This is a genomic window from Alteromonas sp. MMG017, assembly GCF_018100795.1.
Classification (GTDB): domain Bacteria; phylum Pseudomonadota; class Gammaproteobacteria; order Enterobacterales; family Alteromonadaceae; genus Alteromonas.
This window is the reverse complement of the sequence record NZ_JAGJDY010000002.1, coordinates 165,077-185,401: the sequence shown is the minus strand read 5'-3', so window position 1 is coordinate 185,401 and position 20,325 is coordinate 165,077. Positions and strand designations below refer to the sequence as shown.

The window sequence follows — 20,325 nt, the reverse complement described above, 5'->3', positions numbered from 1 at the left end:
CCGTAAACCGAATGCGGCTATATGGCTACATAGAAAGACTACTTTATAGCAGGTTTAGTTCTCTTTATTTTGAATGTCAGGCCATTGGTTGATGAAATCTTTAGCGTGCTCTGCTGTCATTGGGCGCCCATAAAAAAAGCCTTGAGCATTAGTAAAGCCTAGACTTTGCAACAAGGACGACACCTCTATGGTCTCCACGCCCTCTGCAGTCGTTTGTAAGTTTAATGCATTCGCTAGTTGCAATATGGCAAACAAAATAGACTCTGCATCAACATTATTGATGCTTTGGGTGTGTTCTGAAGCGGCCATAACGAAACTTCGGTCTACTTTAAGTTTGTCAAAAGGGAAGCGTTGTAGGTAAGACAGTGAAGAGTATCCTGTACCAAAATCATCCAGAGCAATACGCACGCCTTGTTCTCTTAAGTTATTTAACAGTGCAATTGTGCTATCCCCATCACACATTAGTGATGATTCAGTAAGTTCAAGTTCTAGTCGAGAGGCCGGCAAGCCGGAGGCGTTAAGTGACTTTAATACCGTCGTCAGCAAATTGGCTCGCTCAATTTGAACAGGGGAAACATTCACCGCTATTTGTAATGGCGAAGGCCAACTCATAGCATCGCGACACGCCTGTCTTAATACCCACTCTCCCAATTGCACTATCATGCCATTTTCTTCAATCAGATGGATAAAGTCGGCAGGGGAAACAACACCTCGTTCAGGATGGTGCCAGCGTACCAACGCTTCAAAGCCGATAAGTGAATTATCGCTATACCGTATTTGAGGTTGGTAAAGCACCACGAAGTCGCTATTGGCAAAGCTTTGACGAAAATCGTTGAGCAACGCTAATCGCAACATAGCGTATTCATCAAGTTTAGGGTCGTAAAAACAAAGCTTGTTCTTCCCACTTGCTTTGGCGGCGTATAGCGCCATGTCACTGGCTCTTTGTAGAGACACGGGAGAGCGACCATCCATAGGCGCATTAGCTACGCCAATACTGACGCCCAAATCAAATGCGTGTTCTTGGTGTAGCCAGGGTTCAGCCAAGAGCGCATGCACTTTTTGACCGAACTGTGTCGCTTGCAAAGGTGTAAGAGCATGTTTAAAAAGCCAAGCAAATTCATCACCTCCCAGTCTTGAGAGCAACACATCTTTTGGCGTTATTTCCTGAAAACGATTGGCCATTTCTTTTAATAATTCATCCCCCGCTAAATGACCCAGCGTATCGTTAACGATTTTGAAGTTATCAAGATCTAAGGTTATTAATGTAACTTTGTTAACGATGTCGGTATTGTTTAGTTGAGTATTATCGAGAAAGCTTTCATGTAATGTTTTACTGAATAAGTGACGATTAGCGAGCCCGGTTAATGAATCGATATTAGCCAACAACATCATTTCGTTTTCTCGAAGTAGCGCATCGGTAACGTTGGTGCTTACACCACGCCACCCCGATAAGTCACCGTTACTGCTAATCAGTGGCTGGGCAGTCAGCGACCACCACTTTATATTCCCATTAATTTCAATAGGAATATTATCCAGCGTGAAGGGTTCATTTTTTTGAAAATTGGTGGCCAACTCTGTTAATTCTGCATTATTTTCTGCGGGTGTGCATTCAGTGAGTAAGCTTAAAAAATGGCTGCCAGAAAGTTGTTGTACGGGTTTGCCCAGTACATCTTGCATACGTAAAGACACATGCTTTAAACACCCTTGGTGATCAATTTCCCATAACCAATCACTGGCGTTTTCTTCAAAGTCCTTTAATAGCAGTCCTACAACCTGACGCTGATGCTCAATGGCGGTTTCTGCCATTAAGCCGGAAACAAAGCGTTTCGAGGTAACCATGACCACACAGCTTAGGTACAGCCAATAAATTACCAGCAACGCAGATATAAAAAGATACTCACCAACGTAAGTAATATGGATACTTACTGATACCCCCAGAGTTAGAAACAAAACCCAGACCAATGCGGCGGCAGGCAAAGACGCAAATTGCCATGCTCCGGTGGTAATAAATGCGGCAATAATAGCAACCAAGATAATCTTGCCTTGGGTATCTAAAACGCCAAGCAATAGGGTAGTCATTTGCGCATATAATAGGGCGGCGGCCCCTAACATGACTGCCAATACAAACAGCGCGCCTTTTGACCCAGTATTTTTCACCTTTCGTTTAACAAATAAGTACCATGCAATTACATCGCCGGCGGCGATAATAAGTAACGACATAGACCATGTAATTAAGACGTTGTGGTTAATAAGACCGTGAGCAAAAGTGGAACATAGAATAACGATTAAAACAGTAGCACTGCTTGCAAGGGGAAGTTGTCTGGATAAGGAATCAATTTGTTGTGCGCGATAATAATTAGCCAGTTCAGGTGTGGCGTCAGGATCAGTCCAAAAGCAACGCAACCAATACCAAAATACTGCTAATGAGCGTGTTTGTCTTGCATCCACTAACCGCTCCTTTTTGATACTTTTTATTTGGATTTTGCTGATAAGAAAGCTTTCGCGGAATACATTGCATTTAACCGCTAAACACTGAACCAGTTATCGACTGATAGTTTAAGAGCTTTAATAATAGTAAAAGCGTGGCTGTTTGTTTAAACATTTTTTAATCGTTTTGGACGTAGGGAGCAAAGCGAAAATATACGGGCAATAAAAAAGGGCCCGTAGGCCCTTTTTCAAAAAGTGAAGCGTGAATAGTTACCGCTTGAGATGCTCACGATAACTATTCAAGTCGAGAACTCTCGACTATTACGAGTAACTAGTACTCAAACATAGCTGAAATAGACTCTTCGTTGCTGATACGACGAATCGTTTCAGCAAGCATTTCAGATAGTGTAAGTTGTTTCACTTTTCCAATCTTCTGCATGTCTGCACTAAGCGGAATAGAATCGGTAATGATAATTTCATCGATAACCGATTCTTTTAAGTTTTGTGCTGCGTTTCCAGAGAAAATTGCATGGGTGGCGTAAGCATAAACATTACGTGCTCCATGGCTTTTCAAGGCTTCAGCCGCTTTGGCTAATGTACCGCCAGTATCAATCATGTCATCCACAATAATACAGTCACGGTCATTAACGTCACCAATGATGTTCATTACCTGAGCAACGTTCGCTTTAGGGCGGCGTTTATCGATAATGGCAAGGTCAGCATCGTTAAGAAGCTTAGCGGTAGCACGAGCACGCACAACACCACCAATATCTGGCGATACTACAACCGGATCGGCAAAATCGCGCTGAACCATATCGGCCAACAAGATAGGCGTTCCGAACGCATTATCTACCGGTACGTCGAAGAAACCTTGAATCTGCTCGGCGTGCAAGTCGATAGTAAGTACTCTATCTACACCCACATTAGAAAGAAAGTCTGCGACAACCTTTGCTGTAATTGGCACCCGGGCTGAACGAACGCGACGGTCTTGACGCGCATAACCAAAGTATGGAATTACTGCAGTAATACGACCTGCTGATGCGCGGCGCAAAGCGTCGATCATCACGATCAATTCCATGAGGTTGTCATTAGTGGGGGCACAGGTTGATTGGATAATAAAAACGTCCGAACCACGGACGTTTTCATGAATTTCTACGCTAATTTCACCATCACTGAAACGGCCTACTTTGGCGTTTCCGAGTTTGGTATAAAGGCGATCGGCGACTTTCTGGGCAAGTTCTGGTACGGCATTACCTGCAAAGAGCTTCATATCTGGCACAAGTGGGTTCCTCAGTGCGTTGATAAAAGAGGTTTGGCTGGGGTAGCAGGACTCGAACCTACGAATGGCGGGATCAAAACCCGCTGCCTTACCAACTTGGCTATACCCCAATTTTTTATTTCTTGTCCGATGTGGCGTACACGTGCTCTGATTTTTTTAATTTTTGTAATAGCGGTGAGCGATTCACACCTTTTGCGACAAAACTTTGCCAAGTATCGGGCAGTTGAGCCTGAACTTGTACGGCTGAAACTTGGTCAGAAAAGGTGGCAAATACGCAGGCACCTGTGCCCGTCATTCGCGACGGTGCGTAGTGTACCAACCACTGTAATAAATTTGCAACTTCGGGATAGCGATTAACGACTAATTGCTGACAATCATTGCGAGTTTTTTCAAATTGATAGTCTTCCCACTGCATAATTGGTGTATTTCTGGTCAATTGTTCAGCTGTAAATACTTCGGCGGTACTAATATGCACATTGGGGTTCGCCACCAGATACCACTTTTCTTCTTGTGGGGCAGGGGTGATTTCTTCTCCTACGCCTGATGCGAAAGCAGTAAGACCACGAACAAATATAGGGACATCTGCACCTAATTTGAGCCCTAGCTCAGCAAGTTCGTCTTCTGATAACTTTACGCCCCATAAATGATTCAGTGCGACTAGGGTGGTGGCAGCATTTGATGAGCCACCGCCAATCCCGCCGCCCATGGGCAAACATTTTTCTAAACTAATACTAACGCCTTTATGAATATTCGCATGTTCAGCGAGTAGTTTGGCGGCACGCACAATAAGGTTATCTTCATCATTTACCCCTTCAAGAGGAGTAAGCATAGTAATCACGCCGGAATCATTGATTGCAAAAGCTAGCTTGTCGCCGTAATCAAGCATTTGAAATAAGCTTTGCAATTGGTGATAGCCATTAGGGTAACGACCGTTAATATGCAGAAAAAGATTAAGTTTGGCAGGGGAAGGCCACCAATCTAGGTTTGTCATGTTGGGTTTCTCACTAAAGCAGCGTCCATTCATATATTTTTATTTTTAGCGTTGTTGATGGCGGATTGGGCTGAACCAAGTTTATTGAATGGGGTAGCCACACATTATTGCCTTCGGGAGTAGTCACATTGCCATAGTTAGCATAACTGACTTGCCACCCTTTACAGGCGTTACAATTACTTTCAAGCGTATTAAGTAGCCCCTTGTCAGTAAGAGTAAATTTATCATCGGCAAGAGGAAGCCCTTTAATCCACGAAAGTAAGGGTTCAACGGGAATATCCATGCCAGTAGTATAGTAAATTAAAGGTTCGGGGTCGGCGTCTTCATATACGTCATTACCCGCCTCTAAAATCGCTTTATCACCATTTACGTTCAAATCAACCATGGTGACACCAAGCAAATTGGTTAATCGGAAATGAAAATCGACATCATCGGTTTTCCACAAAAGGTTAGCGCTAGCCCCTTCTTTTTCCTGCCTAAAAGCTATTTTTCCGCGCAATTGCCAGGCATCAACTTGTGCCACCTTTTTAAGCTGGGCACTAAGGTTTACGGCGCGTTCAGGGCCATCAGGTAGTGTGGTACAGGCGCTGATAAGTAGGCTAACCAGTACAAGTATAAAAACGAAGCGAATCATTGGGTATCGTCTTAGGTAAAGTTCATACTTTATGTGAACACAGTTCTACCAACACTTTCAATCATTTTGGGTTTTTCGTACAATGCGCGTCCGACGTTGCCAGCACAGATTTGAATGACTCTACTCGCCCTTGGTATTAATCACAAAACCGCCCCTGTCGCATTGCGTGAAAAAGTGGCTTTTACACCAGATTCTCTGGTGGAAGCACTTGCGTCATTAAGAAAGGTAGACGGGGTTGATGAGTCGGTGATTGTATCAACGTGCAATCGCACAGAGCTTTATGTGAATACTCAGCATGAAAGTGCTACTGCATTATTAGAGTGGTTATCAAGCTTCCACCATGTTGAGGTTGATGAAATTGCCAACAACAGTTATGTGCTTGCTGCAGATGACGCGGTTAAACATATTATGCGGGTGGCAAGTGGCTTAGATTCCCTCATTCTTGGCGAGCCACAGATATTAGGGCAAGTTAAGCAAGCCTTTGGCGATGCCAAACACTCAGGTATGATTAATACCGAGTTTGATAAGCTGTTCCAGCACACTTTCTCTGTTGCCAAACGTGTACGTAGCGAAACTGAAATTGGTGCTAATGCGGTTAGTGTGGCTTATGCCGCAGTGCAATTGGCCAAGCATATATTTGCTGAGCTACCTAAGCGCTCGGTTTTGTTGGTGGGTGCGGGTGAAACTATTGAATTAGTGGCTCAGCATTTAAAAGAGCAAGGGGTAAGTTGCTTAGCGGTGGCCAACCGAACTATTTCACGTGCTGAAGCGTTGGCTGAAACCTTGGATGCCAGCGTATTTACGCTGTCTCAAGTACCGGAACATTTAAAAGATTTCGATATAGTTATTAGCTCTACCGCTAGTCAGCTACCCTTAATAGGCAAGGGTATGGTAGAGAAAGCGTTGAAACAGCGCAGAAATATGCCAATGTTTTTAGTTGATTTAGCGGTTCCTCGAGATATTGAAGCCCAAGTGAACGAATTGGGTGATGCTTATTTATATACCGTAGATGATTTACAGCACATCGTTCAAAAGAATTTACAAAATCGTGAGCAAGCGGCTCTTGAAGCTGAAAAGCTAATTGAAAAGCAAGCTGGCGATTATATGAGCTGGAAGCAGTCTCAACAATCTATCGATTTAGTTAGGCAATATCGTCAAAAGGGCATGGAACAGCGTGACGACGTAGTAGAGAAAGCATTGGCACAGTTAACTGAAGGCAAAGATGCTGAAACGGTGCTTAGTGAAATGGCCTACAAGCTAACCAATACATTGCTGCACCCCACAACCCTGGCACTTAGAGAAGCTGCCATGCATGATGACCCGGCGCTGAGCCGGTGGTTGGGGCAAGCACTATCGTTATCTGACACTACGTCAGATATCAAAAAATAAGGTAAACATAAAAATATGAAAGACTCGGTTGTCAGAAAACTCGAAAACTTGGTGGAACGCTTCGAAGAAGTGCAGGCCTTATTAGGCGACCCACAAGTAATCGGCAATCAAGATAAGTTTCGTAATTTGTCAAAAGAGTTTAGCCAGCTAGAAAGCGTAGTTGCAGGCTTTAATGCATACCAACAAGCGCAAGAAAATCTTGATTCAGCGAATGAGATGCTCAAAGAAGATGACGCAGAAATGCGTGAAATGGCGCAAGAAGAATTAAAAATTGCGAAAGCAGATATTGAACGCCTAGAAACTGAGCTTCAAGTTTTATTGTTACCTAAAGATCCTAACGATGACAGCAACTGCTTCCTAGAAGTACGTGCCGGAGCCGGTGGTGATGAAGCAGCAATATTTGCAGGCGATTTATTCCGTATGTACAGCCGTTATGCTGAAACCAAAGGTTGGCGCGTCGAGCTAGTAAACGCTAACGAAGGTGAGCACGGCGGTTATAAAGAAGTTGTCGCGAATATTAGTGGTGACGGCGTTTACGGTATTTTGAAATTTGAATCTGGTGGTCACCGCGTTCAGCGTGTACCGGATACAGAATCTCAAGGTCGTATACATACTTCTGCGTGTACAGTAGCGGTATTACCTGAAATTCCAGAATCAGAAGCCATTGATATTAACCCAGCAGACCTTCGCATCGATACCTTTAGAGCATCGGGTGCCGGTGGTCAGCACGTTAACAAAACCGACTCTGCTATTCGTATTACTCACTTACCGTCAGGGTTAGTGGTTGAATGTCAGGATGAGCGTTCGCAACATAAAAACCGTGCGAAAGCCATGTCGGTATTGCAAGCTCGATTGAATAACATTGAAGAAGAAAAACGAGCGGCAGAAGAAGCATCTACCCGTAAGAGCCTAGTTGGAAGTGGTGATCGCTCAGAGCGAATTCGTACCTATAATTTCCCGCAAGGCCGCGTAACCGACCACCGCATCAACCTAACCATTTACCGTTTAGATGAAGTGATAGAAGGTGATTTGAAGCAGCTTCTTGACCCTATTATGCAAGAGCATCAAGCTGACTTATTAGCCTCGTTGTCAGACGAATAATACCATGCGTATAGACGCAGCATTAGCCTGGGCGATAGCTGAATTACATGAAGGCGAATCGCCAGCGGTTGATGCCAAAGTGCTGTTAAGCCATGTATTAGATAAACCTCAAGTTTACCTATTTACATGGCCAGATAAAACCTTAAGCGTTGACGAGTTATCCCGCTTTAAAACGTTAGTAACTAAACGCGCACAAGGTATGCCAGTAGCTTACCTAACCGGTAGCCGTGACTTTTGGACTTTACGTTTAGCAACCTCGCCCCATACCCTTATTCCTCGACCCGATACAGAAGTATTGGTAGAGCAGGCCCTTGCTTGTATCGCGTCAGCTGAATTTGCCAATACGCGTTTAAATAATAAGCACGCAGGCCCTGGGTTAGAAAATAACAAGCTAGCCATTTGTGATTTAGGCACAGGCACGGGGGCGATTGCCCTGGCACTGGCCTCTGAGTTACCCCATGCAAATGTCACAGGTGTAGATTTACTGCATGAAGCGGTTCAACTCTCCACGCACAATGCAGCGCTTAATAGCATTACTAATGCACAGTTTAAACAAAGCAGTTGGTTCGATAATTTAGCGGGCGAGACATTTCACGTTATTGTTTCCAATCCACCCTATATAGAAACATCCAGCCCTTTTCTTCAAAAGGGGGATGTTCGTTTTGAACCAGCATCAGCGCTTACCTCGGGCGCCGATGGGCTTGATGATATAAAGCATATTGTTGCACTTGCACCCATGCATTTATTTGAAGGCGGTTTACTGGCTTTCGAGCATGGTTTTGACCAAGCAAAGGCAGTTAGCGACCTGTTAAAGGCTCAAGGCTTTGTAAACGTTCATACCGAAAAAGATTATGGTGGAAACGATCGAGTCACTTACGGTTACCTACCTACAACACGTTAAGAATTTGTCACTTCTATTTTGTTACTTCCATATAGACTTGCTAAAAATACGTATTGCATTAGTATTTTAAAAGCATTTGGGGACCAGGAAGTTATAGATGAGTGACGATTTATTTTTCATCGAAGAAGATGACGATGATGTAGTAGAAGAGTTGGGCACATGGAAAATTCTTATTGTTGATGATGAACCCGAAGTTCATGCGATCACAAAATTGGCTCTCAATGACTTTTTCTTAAACGGTAAAACCCTCGAATTTATCAGTGCTTACAGTGGCGATGAAGCAAAACGTTGCTTTAGAGAACATGATGATATTGCGGTGGTTTTACTCGATGTAGTGATGGAAAGTGACGATGCGGGCTTGCTGGTAGCTGAGTATGTGCGCAACGAACTCGACAATCACTTTACCCGCATTATTCTTCGTACCGGTCAGCCAGGCCAAGCGCCTGAAAAAGATGTCATTATTAATTACGACATCAATGACTACAAATCTAAAACAGAACTTACCGCACAAAAGCTATTCACCGTTATCATTGCCGCACTGCGGTCTTATCGCGATATCATTGTGATTGAAGAGAGCCGAGCTGGCTTGGAAAAAATTATAGATGCGTCTGTAGATTTATTTTCATCTAGTTCGCTCGAAAAATTTATGCAAGGCATTATTCAGCAACTTGCGTCTATTTTAGGGTGTTCGAAAGATGCAGCCTACATTACCACAGCGGTAGCTGCCACACCTGATGCGTCACCTAATCCTACCAATACACTCGATCTTAATGAGCTATACGTTTTTGCCGGCAACGGTGAATATTCAGATAAAGAAGGAGTGCTATTAAAAGATGCCGTGTCACCTGAAGAATATGAACTGTGCAAGCGCGCGATGCGCGACCGCGAAATCGTGTACGCAGAAGACCACGTAGTGGCCTATTGCAACAGTAAAACCCAAAACGGTGCTTTGCTCTATTTATCTGGCTTGCCACGACGCATTGGCGAAAATGACAAGCACTTGGTGAAACGGTTTTCGAACAGTGTTCAACTAGCGTTCGATAATGTGCTTAAAACCATTGACGTAGAAAGTACCCAAAGAGAAATTATTGAGCGCTTAGGCAGAGCCATGGAGCATGACGAGCAGGGCAGTAACCATATTGTGCGAATGAGTGCCATGGCAGAGGTGATGGGCTGTGGCATAGGCATGAATGAAAATGATGTGCGGTTACTTGAGCATGCAATACCGCTTCATGACGTTGGTAACTCTCGGGTACCTGTTGCCATTTTGCGTAAAACGCAGCCATTAACCGAAGATGATATCTTTGCTATTCGTCAACATGCTGAATTCGGCTATCAAATTTTAAAAGATTCATCTAGGCCCACTATTCAGCTTGCCGCAACGCTAGCGCGCCAACACCACGAGCGATGGGATGGCAAAGGCTATCCTGAAAGCCTTGAAGGGCAAGCTATTTTGTTACAAAGTCGCATAGCAACCTTGCTAGATGTGTTTGATGCATTACTCAATACGCGTCCTTACAAGACGGCGTGGCCAATAGATAAGGTCGAACAGGTTATCAAAGAAGAAAGAGGGCGACATTTCGACCCTCAACTAGTCGATTACTTATTGACTCACATTGAAAAATTTATGGCCATTCAACATCAGCACCCTGATATTCCTGAGTATGTTTAACTTAGTCGAATGCCTGTAAATAACGTACAATAACGAATAATTGCATAATCAAAACTTAAAAACGATAGGAATTATTGTATGTATATGATGGCGAAACATCTGCACTTAACCGCAGTCGGGCTAAGTATTCTACTGTTTATTTTTCGCTTTATCTGGTCACAATTCGACGCCACCATTTTAGCAAAAAAATGGGTTAAAATTGTGCCTCATATTATTGATACGCTTTTATTAGCCAGTGCTATTTGGCTATGCGTTATTTTGTCTCAATATCCCATTGTAAATGCATGGCTCACATTCAAGTTAGCAGGTGTTATTGCCTATATCGTGCTTGGTTTATTTGCGCTTAAAAAAGCAAAAACCACCGTAGGACGTTGGGCGTTTTTCATTGCTGCGCTCGTAGTGCTGATGACAACTGCGATGGTGGCAGTTACCAAACAACCCTTTTTCTAGAAATTAACGGATAACGAATTAATTATGTCTGAATCTCAACAGATCATTCGTGTTGGCGATGTAGAAGTTGCTAATCACTTACCTTTCGTGCTTTTTGGCGGAATGAATGTATTAGAGTCTCGCGATCTTGCCATGCGCATTGCCGAGCATTATGTTGAAGTGACCCAAAAATTGGGTATTCCTTATGTTTTTAAAGCCTCATTTGATAAAGCGAACCGCTCATCGGTAACGTCTTACCGTGGTCCAGGTATGGAAGAGGGGTTGCGCATATTCGAAGAAATTAAATCTACTTTCAATGTGCCGTTAATTACCGATGTTCATGAGCCTCATCAAGCCGCACCTGTTGCCGAAGTGGTAGATGTTATTCAATTACCCGCGTTTTTAGCCCGCCAAACTGATTTAGTGGTGGCTATGGCTAAAACCGGTAGCGTTATTAACGTGAAGAAGCCGCAGTTTCTAGCGCCACATGAAATGCGTCATATCATCACTAAATTAGGCGAAGCGGGTAACGATAAAGTCATTTTATGTGAACGAGGCAGTAGCTTTGGCTATAACAACCTTGTGGTTGATATGCTGGGTATGGATGCAATGAAATCCTACGCACCAGTAATATTTGATGCGACTCACGCGTTGCAAATGCCAGGAGGAAGAGCAACATCAGCCGATGGTCGTCGTGCACAAGCAGCACAATTAGCGCGAAGCGGTATGGCATTAGGTCTTGCAGGGTTGTTTATTGAAGCACACCCGAATCCGGATGAAGCGAAGTGTGATGGTCCATGTGCGTTGCCTTTGGCGAAACTTGAGCCATATTTAGCGCAAATGAAAGCGTTAGATGAATTGGTGAAAGGGTTTGAGCCGTTAGATACCAGTAATACCTAGGCCAAGTCTGATGGCGAATGCCGGTGCGTCGCACCGGCATGCGTATCAGGTGTGGGCGTGTATTATTCGCTTTCAGCAACTAATACAGTAGATTCTTTGTTTTTTTCTTTCGCCATGGCGAGTAAGTTGTTGTGAAGCGCAATTTGCGTCTCTTCTGCCAATAATGCAACTGACTGCTTTTTAACAACAATGTGAGCGTCGTTTTCAGGCAATACGTCTGCCATGTTTACGCTGGTCATTGCAGTAGTAATTAATGACTGAAGATTAATCTTTTCTGGTTGAACGTTAGCATTCGCAGCAGCGCTTGCGAAAGCCATTACAGATACACTAGCTAGTAGTAATTTTTTCATTTTCACACCTAATAAAAATAATTTAAAAATATGTTTCCACTTGTTAAATTGTTTAACAAGTAGGCTTTGTAAAGAGTTGATATTCGTATCTCTTTTCAAAGTTCGCACAAATAGTAGCCAAGATTCGTGCAAAAATAAAACGAGTAAAAGTATGGGTTATCATTAGTAAAACTAATGCAAACACTGCTACTATAGTATGAGTAGGTCACACAGGGTTTATTTCTTAACATGCATCGACGTCTTCCCCCTCTAAACGCCCTAAAAGCCTTTGAAGCGGCTGCCCGGCATTTGAGTTTCACTAAAGCGGCGGATGAGCTTTTTGTTACGCAAGCTGCGGTTAGTCACCAAATAAAAGCGCTTGAAGAATTCTTATCGATGAAGTTATTCATTCGTCGTAACAGAACCTTGCTTTTGACCGAAGAAGGTCAAGCCTATTTCCTTGAGTTGAAGGACATCTTTAAAAACTTACAAGAAGCGACGGAAAGGTTACTGGCAAGAGGCAGTAAAGGCGCCATCACTGTAGCCATGCCGCCGAGTTTTGCCAGTCAGTGGTTGGTGCCTCGAATCAGTCAATTTAGTGTGGCGCAACCCGATATAGACGTAAGAATTAAAGCGGTAGATTTTGATGAAGGCTTTTTGGACGATGACGTAGATGTTGCCATTTACTACGGCAAAGGCCGGTGGAGTGGGTTGCAGGCCGACAAACTGCACCGCGAATTTCTTACTCCACTGTGTTCCCCTATGCTTTTTAATGGGCCTAAGCCGTTAACAAGCTTGGCAGATTTGCGTCATCATGTGCTGCTTCACGACTTAAGCCGAGCAGCATGGAAAAACTGGCTCAAGCATGTGGGCGTATCAGGGGTAAATGTTAACCATGGACCTGTATTCAGTCACTCTATGCTGGTACTGCAAGCGGCCGCATTGGGGCAGGGGATTGCATTAGGTAACACAGTACTTGCGCGTCCAGAATTAGATGCAGGCCGATTAATTATGCCATTTGAAGAGAAAGTAGAAAGTCGTGATGCTTTTTACTTGGTGTGCGAAGAGTCACAAGCTGAGTTAGGTAAGATTGCCGCGTTCAGAGAGTGGATCTTAGGCTTGGTAGAAGAAGAGCAAGAGTAATGAATTTCAAAAATAGAAATAATTCAGATAATGAGTGCGGTGATGTTTGATATTGAAATTCACCCTGTAATTACCGATGAAAAGAGCAAGTCACCTATAGCCCGCCTTATTCTTGCGCACGGCGCGGGTGCGGGTAAGCACCATGATTTTATGCAAGCAATGGCTTCGCAGTTAACTAGTCAAAATATTGAAGTGGTACTATTTAACTTTCCCTATATGCAAACCATGATGGAAACGGGGAAGCGTAGACCGCCAGATAAAGCTGAAAAGTTACTCGCACACTTCACTGCGCTTATTAACGAAGTGGCTAAAACCCAAACTAGCGTACCTACCTTTATCGGTGGTAAGTCCATGGGCGGTAGAATGGCAACCATGTTGCTTGATGATGCTGAATCAATAATAGGCGCTATAGCATTCGGTTATCCATTTCACCCACCAGGTAAGCCAGAAAAACTCAGAACCGCCCATTTAGAAACGCTTAACAAGCCGCTGCTTATACTGCAAGGCGAGCGTGATACCTTTGGAACGAAAGATGAGGTGAGTGCCTATTCTTTATCTAGTGCTATTGCGGTTTCCTATTTGGCTGACGGCGATCACAGTTTTAAACCTAGAAAGCAAAGTGGCTTTACGTTAGAGACCCATATAGAATGCGCGGCTAAATCGACCGCTGATTTTATAAAGGCACGCGTAAATACATAATGAATTACCAATTACCTTCGGTTTTACTCTCACTCAATGTCATGGGTAGCAGCTTTGAATAAGCCAATAGATAACGCAGGAGCTGTTAACAAGGGGCTAAACGATAGCCAAAGCCTAAATAAAATCTGGCTTTGCGCTGGCATTCTTTTGGCGGCTACCGCGGTAATGCTAGGAGCTTTTGGTGCACATGGGCTAAAGGCAATATTAGCACCAGCCGCATTATCTACATTTGAAATTGGTGTTCGCTACCAGATGTATCACGGTTTAGCCATAGTCGCGCTTCCTGCTTTATCGGCGTACGTTTCGCCTAAATGGCTTAATGCGGTAGCAGCACTTTATGTAATTGGCTGTGCGCTGTTCAGTGGCAGTTTGTATTTATTAGCAATAACCGGTAACGGATTATTTGGCCCCATTACGCCTTTGGGCGGCCTATGTTTTATTATCGGGTGGATAGCATTGGCCTTCGCCGTTCTGAATGGAAAGACCCGTAGGGAAAAATCTAATGACTAGCATTTTGGCTTATTGTCGCCCCGGCTATGAAAACGACACCGCTAATGAACTGGCTACCCGATATGGCGAAAAAGAATTCTTTGGTTATCCTGTATCAAAATCGAACACAGGCTTTGTACATTATAATTTGTACGACAAAACAAGCTTGGGCAACGCCCTTTCGTTATTTGCAGTGAGTGAGTCTATATTCCCCCGCCAATTGATTGGGGTGTTCGCTACCCTGAATAACATAGAAAAAGACGATAGAGTAGGGCAAGTGCTCGAGGCGCTAGAAGATGTATCGCTAGAAGAACTCACTGGCGCACATGGCGTATTCGGCGCTATCGACGTTGAATACCCAGATACGGAAGATGGCAAAACCCTTGCGAAATTTTGTAGGAAGTTTACCGTTCCTCTTCGTCAGGCATTAAGAAAGAAGGGCTGGTTATCGCCTAAGGAAAACGATACTAAACCTAAACTGCATGTTTTCTTTGAATCTTTTGAAACCTGCTATATAGGTTATAGTCTTGCTGGCTACCGCTCTAATGACCATTTGGGCATTTGCCGATTAAAGTTCCCTTCTGACTCGCCAAGTCGTTCGACCCTTAAATTGGAAGACGCGTTGGTGAACATGCTAAGTGCCGAAGAACAACGATTGGTGTTAAGAGCCGGTGGCAGAGCTGTAGATTTAGGGGCCTGCCCAGGCGGGTGGACTTATCAATTGGTGAAACGTGAAATGTACGTAGAAGCGATTGATAATGGTGCCATTGCCGAGAGTTTAATGAGCACAGGGCTTGTTGAACATCATGCTGCAGACGGGTTTACATACAGACCACAATTTGGTCGTGTAGATTTACTTGTGTGTGATATGATAGAGCAACCCGATCGGGTAGCAAAGCTGATGGGTGACTGGTTGGTAAAACATTGGGCCACTCACGCAGTGTTTAATTTAAAGCTACCCATGAAACGACGATATGAAACCGTAATCGAGGCCATGTCGACGTTAATGACCAGATTGGATGCGTTAGACGATGCATTCACTGTCAAGGTAAGACATCTCTATCATGACAGAGATGAAGTTACAGTAACGATTGTACGCACTTCGTAAAACGAGGTGTGTTTTTGTTATTTTTAATAAAATATTCATATTGCTTATGCTATTGATATTTAAATAAAAAATTAATGGTGGCTCGGTTTTCCACAAACATTTTCAGAGTTTGTGCTAAATAAAGGTATATCTCTTGTACAGAAATCCTTTATAATCCGGCCGTTTTTTTTACGCTGAATCAATGAAAGTGAACTAATGTCAGACTTATCCCATTACAGAAACATTGGTATTTTCGCCCACGTAGACGCGGGTAAAACTACCACTACAGAACGTATTTTGAAGCTTACTGGTCAAATCCATAAAACCGGTGAAGTACACGACGGTGAGTCAACTACTGACTTCATGGAACAAGAAGCTGAGCGTGGTATTACTATCCAGTCGGCAGCAGTAAGCTGTTTCTGGAAAGATCACCGCTTCAACGTTATCGATACTCCTGGACACGTTGACTTCACAGTTGAAGTTTACCGTTCATTAAAAGTATTAGACGGCGGTATCGGTGTATTCTGTGGTTCTGGTGGTGTTGAACCGCAATCAGAAACTAACTGGCGTTATGCTAACGAATCAGAAGTTGCACGTATTATCTTCGTAAACAAATTAGACCGTATGGGTGCTGATTTTTACCGTGTAACTGAGCAAGTACGTAAAGTACTTGGTGCTGTACCACTAGTTATGACGCTACCAATTGGTATCGAAGATGACTTCGTAGGTGTAGTAGACGTATTGACTAAACAAGCATACGTTTGGGATGACACTGGTCTTCCTGAAAACTACGAAATTAAAGACGTTCCTGCAGACATGGTAGACAAAGTTGATGAATACCATGAAATGCTTATCGAAACTGCTGTAGAGCAAGACGATGACCTAATGGAAGCGTACATGGAAGGTGAAACACCTTCGGTTGAAGACATTAAGCGTTGTATCCGTAAAGGTACACGTGACCTTGCTTTCTTCCCTACGTTCTGTGGTTCTGCATTCAAAAACAAAGGTGTTCAACTAGTACTTGACGCTGTTGTTGACTACTTACCATCTCCTACAGAAGTTGATCCTCAGCCTCTTATGGATGAAGAAGGCGTTGAAAACGGTGAACATGCAATCGTATCTGCTGATGAAACGTTTAAAGCGTTGGCATTTAAGATCATGGATGACCGTTTTGGTGCACTAACATTCGTACGTATTTACTCTGGTAAGTTGAATAAGGGTGACACCATCCTTAACTCGTTTACAGGTAAAACTGAGCGTGTTGGCCGTATGGTTGAGATGCAAGCTGACGAACGTATTGAGTTATCTAGCGCACAAGCGGGTGACATCATTGCAATCGTAGGCATGAAGAACGTACAAACTGGTCACACACTTTGTGATCCGAAAGATCCAGTAACACTTGAGCCAATGGTATTCCCAACTCCAGTAATCTCGATTGCTGTTCAGCCTAAAGATAAAGGCGGAAACGAGAAAATGGGTATCGCTATCGGTAAAATGATTGCAGAAGATCCTTCTTTCCAAGTTGAAACTGATGAAGATTCAGGCGAAACCATCCTTAAAGGTATGGGTGAGCTTCACTTAGACATCAAAGTAGACATTCTTAAGCGTACTTACGGTGTAGACCTTATTGTTGGTCAACCTCAAGTTGCTTACCGTGAAACTATCACTAAAGAAATTGAAGATAGCTACACGCACAAGAAGCAATCTGGTGGTTCTGGTCAGTTCGGTAAAATCGACTACCGCATCAAGCCTGGCGAAGCGAACTCTGGTTTCACGTTCACTTCATCAGTTGTTGGTGGTAACGTACCAAAAGAATTCTGGCCTGCAGTAGAGAAAGGCTTCAAGTCAATGATGGGCGAAGGTGTTCTAGCTGGCTTCCCAGTACTAGACGTTGAAGTTGAACTTTTTGACGGTGGCTTCCACGCAGTGGATTCATCAGCAATCGCGTTCGAAATCGCAGCTAAAGGCGCTTTCCGCCAATCGATCCCTAAAGCGGGTGCACAACTTCTTGAGCCAATCATGAAAGTTGACGTATTCACGCCAGAAGATCACGTTGGTGATGTAATCGGTGACCTTAACCGTCGTCGTGGTATGCTTAGCGACCAAGAAGCTGGTTTAACTGGCGTTCGCATTAAAGCAGACGTTCCGTTATCAGAAATGTTCGGTTACATCGGTTCACTACGTACAATGACATCTGGTCGTGGTCAGTTCTCTATGGAGTTCTCACACTACGCAGCTTGTCCACAAAACGTAGCAGACAAAGTAATGGAAGAAGCTAAAGCACGTAAAGAAGCTAAGTAATTAGCGACTAACTAGGTAGGCATTCATGCTTACCTTAGTGTGGAGCATATAAAAGCCCGTCTGGCATACCAGACGGGCTTTTTTGTTGCTTAACGCTACGCACATTATGCCTGCTTCGCCACGCGGAGCTTCTACACAAAGCGACTAAGTGGGTTACTTCAGGACACTCTTATAAGAAGTGAGTAAAGGCCGCTTCAGCCATAATCTATTACCAATAGCACCTTGGCTAATTAATACATCTTGTAAGGTAGGAACTTTCCAGACATCACCACGCTTACACGGTCACCCTTTGGATCGTTCTCACGTTGTAAATCCATCGAGAAATCGATAGCACTCATAATTCCGTCACCAAATTCCTCATGAATAAGTTCTTTTAAGGTAGTGCCATAAACACTTACTAATTCGTACCAGCGATAGATAAGCGGATCGGTAGGTACTTCGGTTGGCAATGAGCCTTTATAGGGCGCAATCTGCAACCACGCAATAGCTTCATCACTCAGTTCAAGCATTTCACCTACGGCCGTTGCCTGAGCTTTAGTCATGGCCATTTGGCCTAAGCAAGCTGCGGTACTCCATTCTTTAGATTGTCCGACAGCTTGGGCAATTTCACTCCATTTAATTCCTTTAGAAATTTTTGAAGACTGGATCATGTCGGTAACTTGAGTTCGATTGGTAATCATTGCATTTCCTTTTTCGAGTGATACGGGTTATTGATATGAGTTAATGACTGCCATAAAGCAGTAAGAATGTCACTACATTGCTAATCACTAATAGCAGAGAAAGTCCCTGCCAAAATTTCAGTGGATGACGTTGTATTAATGGCGCAGTTACGCGATTGAGAAAAGCTGGACTAGGGTGGCGAAGATGATAGGTAAATTCAGATAAGCTGGTAAAACGCTTTTCAGGGTTAGGCTGTAACGCCCGTTTTAACGTGTCATCTATCCAAGCTGGAATAGGTCGTCTATCATCAAGTACCGATTGGTATTTAAGTTTATGCTGCGCCGCCACGGTGCGGGTTTTGGCTACCTGTGTTCCATAAGGAAAACGGTTGCTGAGTAAGTAATAGGTAAGTACCGCAAGGGAATAAAGGTCGGATTGATCACAGCCACTGTCACCCAAAAAATATTCTGGAGCAACATAAGCTGCAGTGCCCATAATATCACTCTCATGTTCAAACAGTGCGTCACTAATGCCCGCAACACGAGCCGAGCCTAAATCTATTATTTTACAGTTACCAGATGCTTCAATCATGATATTTTCAGGGCGAATATCTTGATGAAGCAGCCCCTCCCGATGCATAGCCATTAAGCCTTTAGCTACCTGCTCAATAATACTTCTCACTTTTTCTACATCTGGCTTAGGGTTGTCTGTTAGCCACTGGGTTAAGTTTTGCCCTTCAATATATTCGCTAATGCTATACATGCATGAAGGCGGCTGAGTACGGGCAGGTACATTAATCACATGGTTAGATTTAATCCGCCGTGCTAGCCATTCTTCTAACGCAAAGTGTTCTAAGTATTCGCCGTTTTGTGCCAGTTCAGTAGAGGGTATTTTAATAACGACATGGGTTTTGGTATTTTCATCCCAAGCCAAGAAAACATGGCTTCTAGCGGATTGGTATAGTTGTCGATCAATACGATAGCCATCTACTGTCTCTCCTACATTTAACTGCTTAATAATAGGAAGTGACGTTTCATCAACCGCATATTCCGGTGTTACAAATTTGCCATCGCCCACGCTCGCTACCGTTATACATTGGCAAGAAACATTGTCATCACTCTCGTTCTCTAAAGCCATATCAACAAGGCGTTGTGCGAGAGGCGTGTCACTCTTTTTTACACTAGAACTGTTTTGAATAGAGCTGTTACGAACAGAAGCGTCATTCTCAGGTGCGTGCACCGTCGATATCAGTGAAGCAAGTGTGAGGGAAGAGACATACTCATACACGCCATCTGTCATTAGAATAAGGGTATCGCCTGCTTTTAACGGTACCGTAAGGTAATCGATGTCCACATTAGCATGCACGCCCAGTGCGTTAGCGAGGTAAGATTCATGTTTTGAGTGGTTTACCCGATGAGATTGGGTAAGTACTTGTAGCGTTTCATCGGAATACAAACACACTCTGGCATCACCCACATGGAAGATATGCGCCGTATCGCCTTTAACAATAACCGCAGAAAAAGTGCATACGTAACCCTTATCAGGGGTATAGCAAAAAGGGCTTTGCTGGGTTTTGGTATATAAAGTGGCATTGATACTTTGTATAACGGTTTTAGCACTTTGCGCTACTCCCCAAGTTTCGGGGGTACAAAAGTATTGTTTTATAAAATCTTTAATTGCTAAATCACTGGCTATTTGGCTAACAGTACTGCTGCTTATACCATCGGCAAGCGCAAAGGCGGCGCCTTTTAATGTCAACGCTGGGCTAGTGTTAGCGGGAATAAATGCATCGCAAGCGTCCTGATTTATAGGCTTTACGCCAGCGCTGCTACATTCGCTATAGTGAAGTGATAAAGACTGTATCTGCATAAGAAAAAAGCCCGATACAGAGGAA

18 protein-coding genes and 1 tRNA gene are annotated in these 20,325 nt (G+C 43.7%); 11 read left to right on the top strand and 8 right to left on the bottom strand.

From position 1 onward, the window contains the following. Positions 1-54: 54 nt before the first annotated feature. The 5 genes from J8L84_RS03175 to lolB all read right to left on the bottom strand — a co-directional run bounded on the left by J8L84_RS03175 (position 55) and on the right by lolB (position 5,331). Positions 55-2,448: a GGDEF and EAL domain-containing protein gene (locus J8L84_RS03175; protein ID WP_211069430.1), complete on the bottom strand. Its 2,394-nt coding sequence runs from the start codon at positions 2,446-2,448 to the stop codon at positions 55-57. A gap of 310 nt (positions 2,449-2,758) precedes the next feature. Next, positions 2,759-3,697 carry a ribose-phosphate pyrophosphokinase gene (locus J8L84_RS03170; RefSeq protein ID WP_208806010.1) on the bottom strand — a complete coding sequence of 313 codons (939 nt, stop codon included), beginning with the start codon at positions 3,695-3,697 and terminating at the stop codon, positions 2,759-2,761. A gap of 43 nt (positions 3,698-3,740) precedes the next feature. Further along, a tRNA-Gln gene (locus J8L84_RS03165) sits at positions 3,741-3,816 on the bottom strand. A gap of 5 nt (positions 3,817-3,821) precedes the next feature. Next, entirely contained in the window at positions 3,822-4,697 is an 876-nt protein-coding gene (ispE, locus tag J8L84_RS03160; RefSeq protein WP_211069429.1) for a 4-(cytidine 5'-diphospho)-2-C-methyl-D-erythritol kinase, read from the bottom strand. A 13-nt stretch (positions 4,698-4,710) separates the two neighbouring features. Further along, complete coding sequence (gene lolB, locus J8L84_RS03155; protein WP_211069428.1) at positions 4,711-5,331, bottom strand: lipoprotein insertase outer membrane protein LolB; 621 nt, start codon at positions 5,329-5,331, stop codon at positions 4,711-4,713. A gap of 114 nt (positions 5,332-5,445) precedes the next feature. Between lolB and hemA the strand changes: the two genes are divergently transcribed. The 6 genes from hemA to kdsA all read left to right on the top strand — a co-directional run bounded on the left by hemA (position 5,446) and on the right by kdsA (position 11,723). Next, on the top strand, positions 5,446-6,720 hold the full coding sequence (gene hemA / locus J8L84_RS03150; protein ID WP_211069427.1) for a glutamyl-tRNA reductase: 1,275 nt from the start codon (positions 5,446-5,448) through the stop codon (positions 6,718-6,720). 15 nt (positions 6,721-6,735) lie between these two features. After that, entirely contained in the window at positions 6,736-7,821 is a 1,086-nt protein-coding gene (gene prfA / locus J8L84_RS03145; protein WP_211069426.1) for a peptide chain release factor 1, read from the top strand. 4 nt (positions 7,822-7,825) lie between these two features. Then, the gene (prmC, locus tag J8L84_RS03140) at positions 7,826-8,722 is read left to right on the top strand and encodes a peptide chain release factor N(5)-glutamine methyltransferase (RefSeq protein ID WP_211069425.1); all 897 of its coding nucleotides are present in this window, start codon (positions 7,826-7,828) and stop codon (positions 8,720-8,722) included. A 97-nt stretch (positions 8,723-8,819) separates the two neighbouring features. Continuing rightward, complete coding sequence (locus J8L84_RS03135) at positions 8,820-10,394, top strand: DUF3369 domain-containing protein (RefSeq protein ID WP_211069424.1); 1,575 nt, start codon at positions 8,820-8,822, stop codon at positions 10,392-10,394. Positions 10,395-10,472: 78 nt separating this feature from the next. Next, positions 10,473-10,844, top strand: coding sequence for a SirB2 family protein (locus tag J8L84_RS03130; protein WP_211069423.1), 372 nt, complete (start codon positions 10,473-10,475; stop codon positions 10,842-10,844). Positions 10,845-10,868: 24 nt separating this feature from the next. Beyond that, the gene (gene kdsA, locus J8L84_RS03125; protein ID WP_013784682.1) at positions 10,869-11,723 is read left to right on the top strand and encodes a 3-deoxy-8-phosphooctulonate synthase; all 855 of its coding nucleotides are present in this window, start codon (positions 10,869-10,871) and stop codon (positions 11,721-11,723) included. A gap of 62 nt (positions 11,724-11,785) precedes the next feature. Here kdsA and J8L84_RS03120 read toward each other — a convergent pair whose 3' ends face one another. Beyond that, positions 11,786-12,073: a hypothetical protein gene (locus tag J8L84_RS03120; protein ID WP_211069422.1), complete on the bottom strand. Its 288-nt coding sequence runs from the start codon at positions 12,071-12,073 to the stop codon at positions 11,786-11,788. A gap of 228 nt (positions 12,074-12,301) precedes the next feature. On the opposite strand from J8L84_RS03120, the gene J8L84_RS03115 reads away from it, so the two are divergent. The 5 genes from J8L84_RS03115 to fusA all read left to right on the top strand — a co-directional run bounded on the left by J8L84_RS03115 (position 12,302) and on the right by fusA (position 17,771). After that, positions 12,302-13,195, top strand: coding sequence for a transcriptional regulator GcvA (locus tag J8L84_RS03115; protein ID WP_211069421.1), 894 nt, complete (start codon positions 12,302-12,304; stop codon positions 13,193-13,195). Positions 13,196-13,237: 42 nt separating this feature from the next. Continuing rightward, entirely contained in the window at positions 13,238-13,894 is a 657-nt protein-coding gene (locus J8L84_RS03110; RefSeq protein WP_211069420.1) for an alpha/beta family hydrolase, read from the top strand. Positions 13,895-14,059: 165 nt separating this feature from the next. Next, the gene (locus J8L84_RS03105; RefSeq protein WP_247670568.1) at positions 14,060-14,404 is read left to right on the top strand and encodes a DUF423 domain-containing protein; all 345 of its coding nucleotides are present in this window, start codon (positions 14,060-14,062) and stop codon (positions 14,402-14,404) included. Further along, positions 14,397-15,491, top strand: coding sequence for a 23S rRNA (cytidine(2498)-2'-O)-methyltransferase RlmM (gene rlmM / locus J8L84_RS03100; RefSeq protein WP_211069418.1), 1,095 nt, complete (start codon positions 14,397-14,399; stop codon positions 15,489-15,491). The genes J8L84_RS03105 and rlmM overlap by 8 nt, the downstream gene beginning before the upstream one ends. 195 nt (positions 15,492-15,686) lie before the next feature. Next, complete coding sequence (gene fusA, locus J8L84_RS03095; RefSeq protein WP_211069417.1) at positions 15,687-17,771, top strand: elongation factor G; 2,085 nt, start codon at positions 15,687-15,689, stop codon at positions 17,769-17,771. A 230-nt stretch (positions 17,772-18,001) separates the two neighbouring features. Here fusA and cynS read toward each other — a convergent pair whose 3' ends face one another. After that, a complete protein-coding gene (gene cynS, locus J8L84_RS03090; protein ID WP_211069416.1) occupies positions 18,002-18,451 on the bottom strand; it encodes a cyanase in 450 nt (149 codons plus the stop codon). Positions 18,452-18,491: 40 nt separating this feature from the next. Then, entirely contained in the window at positions 18,492-20,300 is a 1,809-nt protein-coding gene (locus J8L84_RS03085) for a bifunctional protein-serine/threonine kinase/phosphatase (protein ID WP_211069415.1), read from the bottom strand. Positions 20,301-20,325 lie beyond the last annotated feature (25 nt).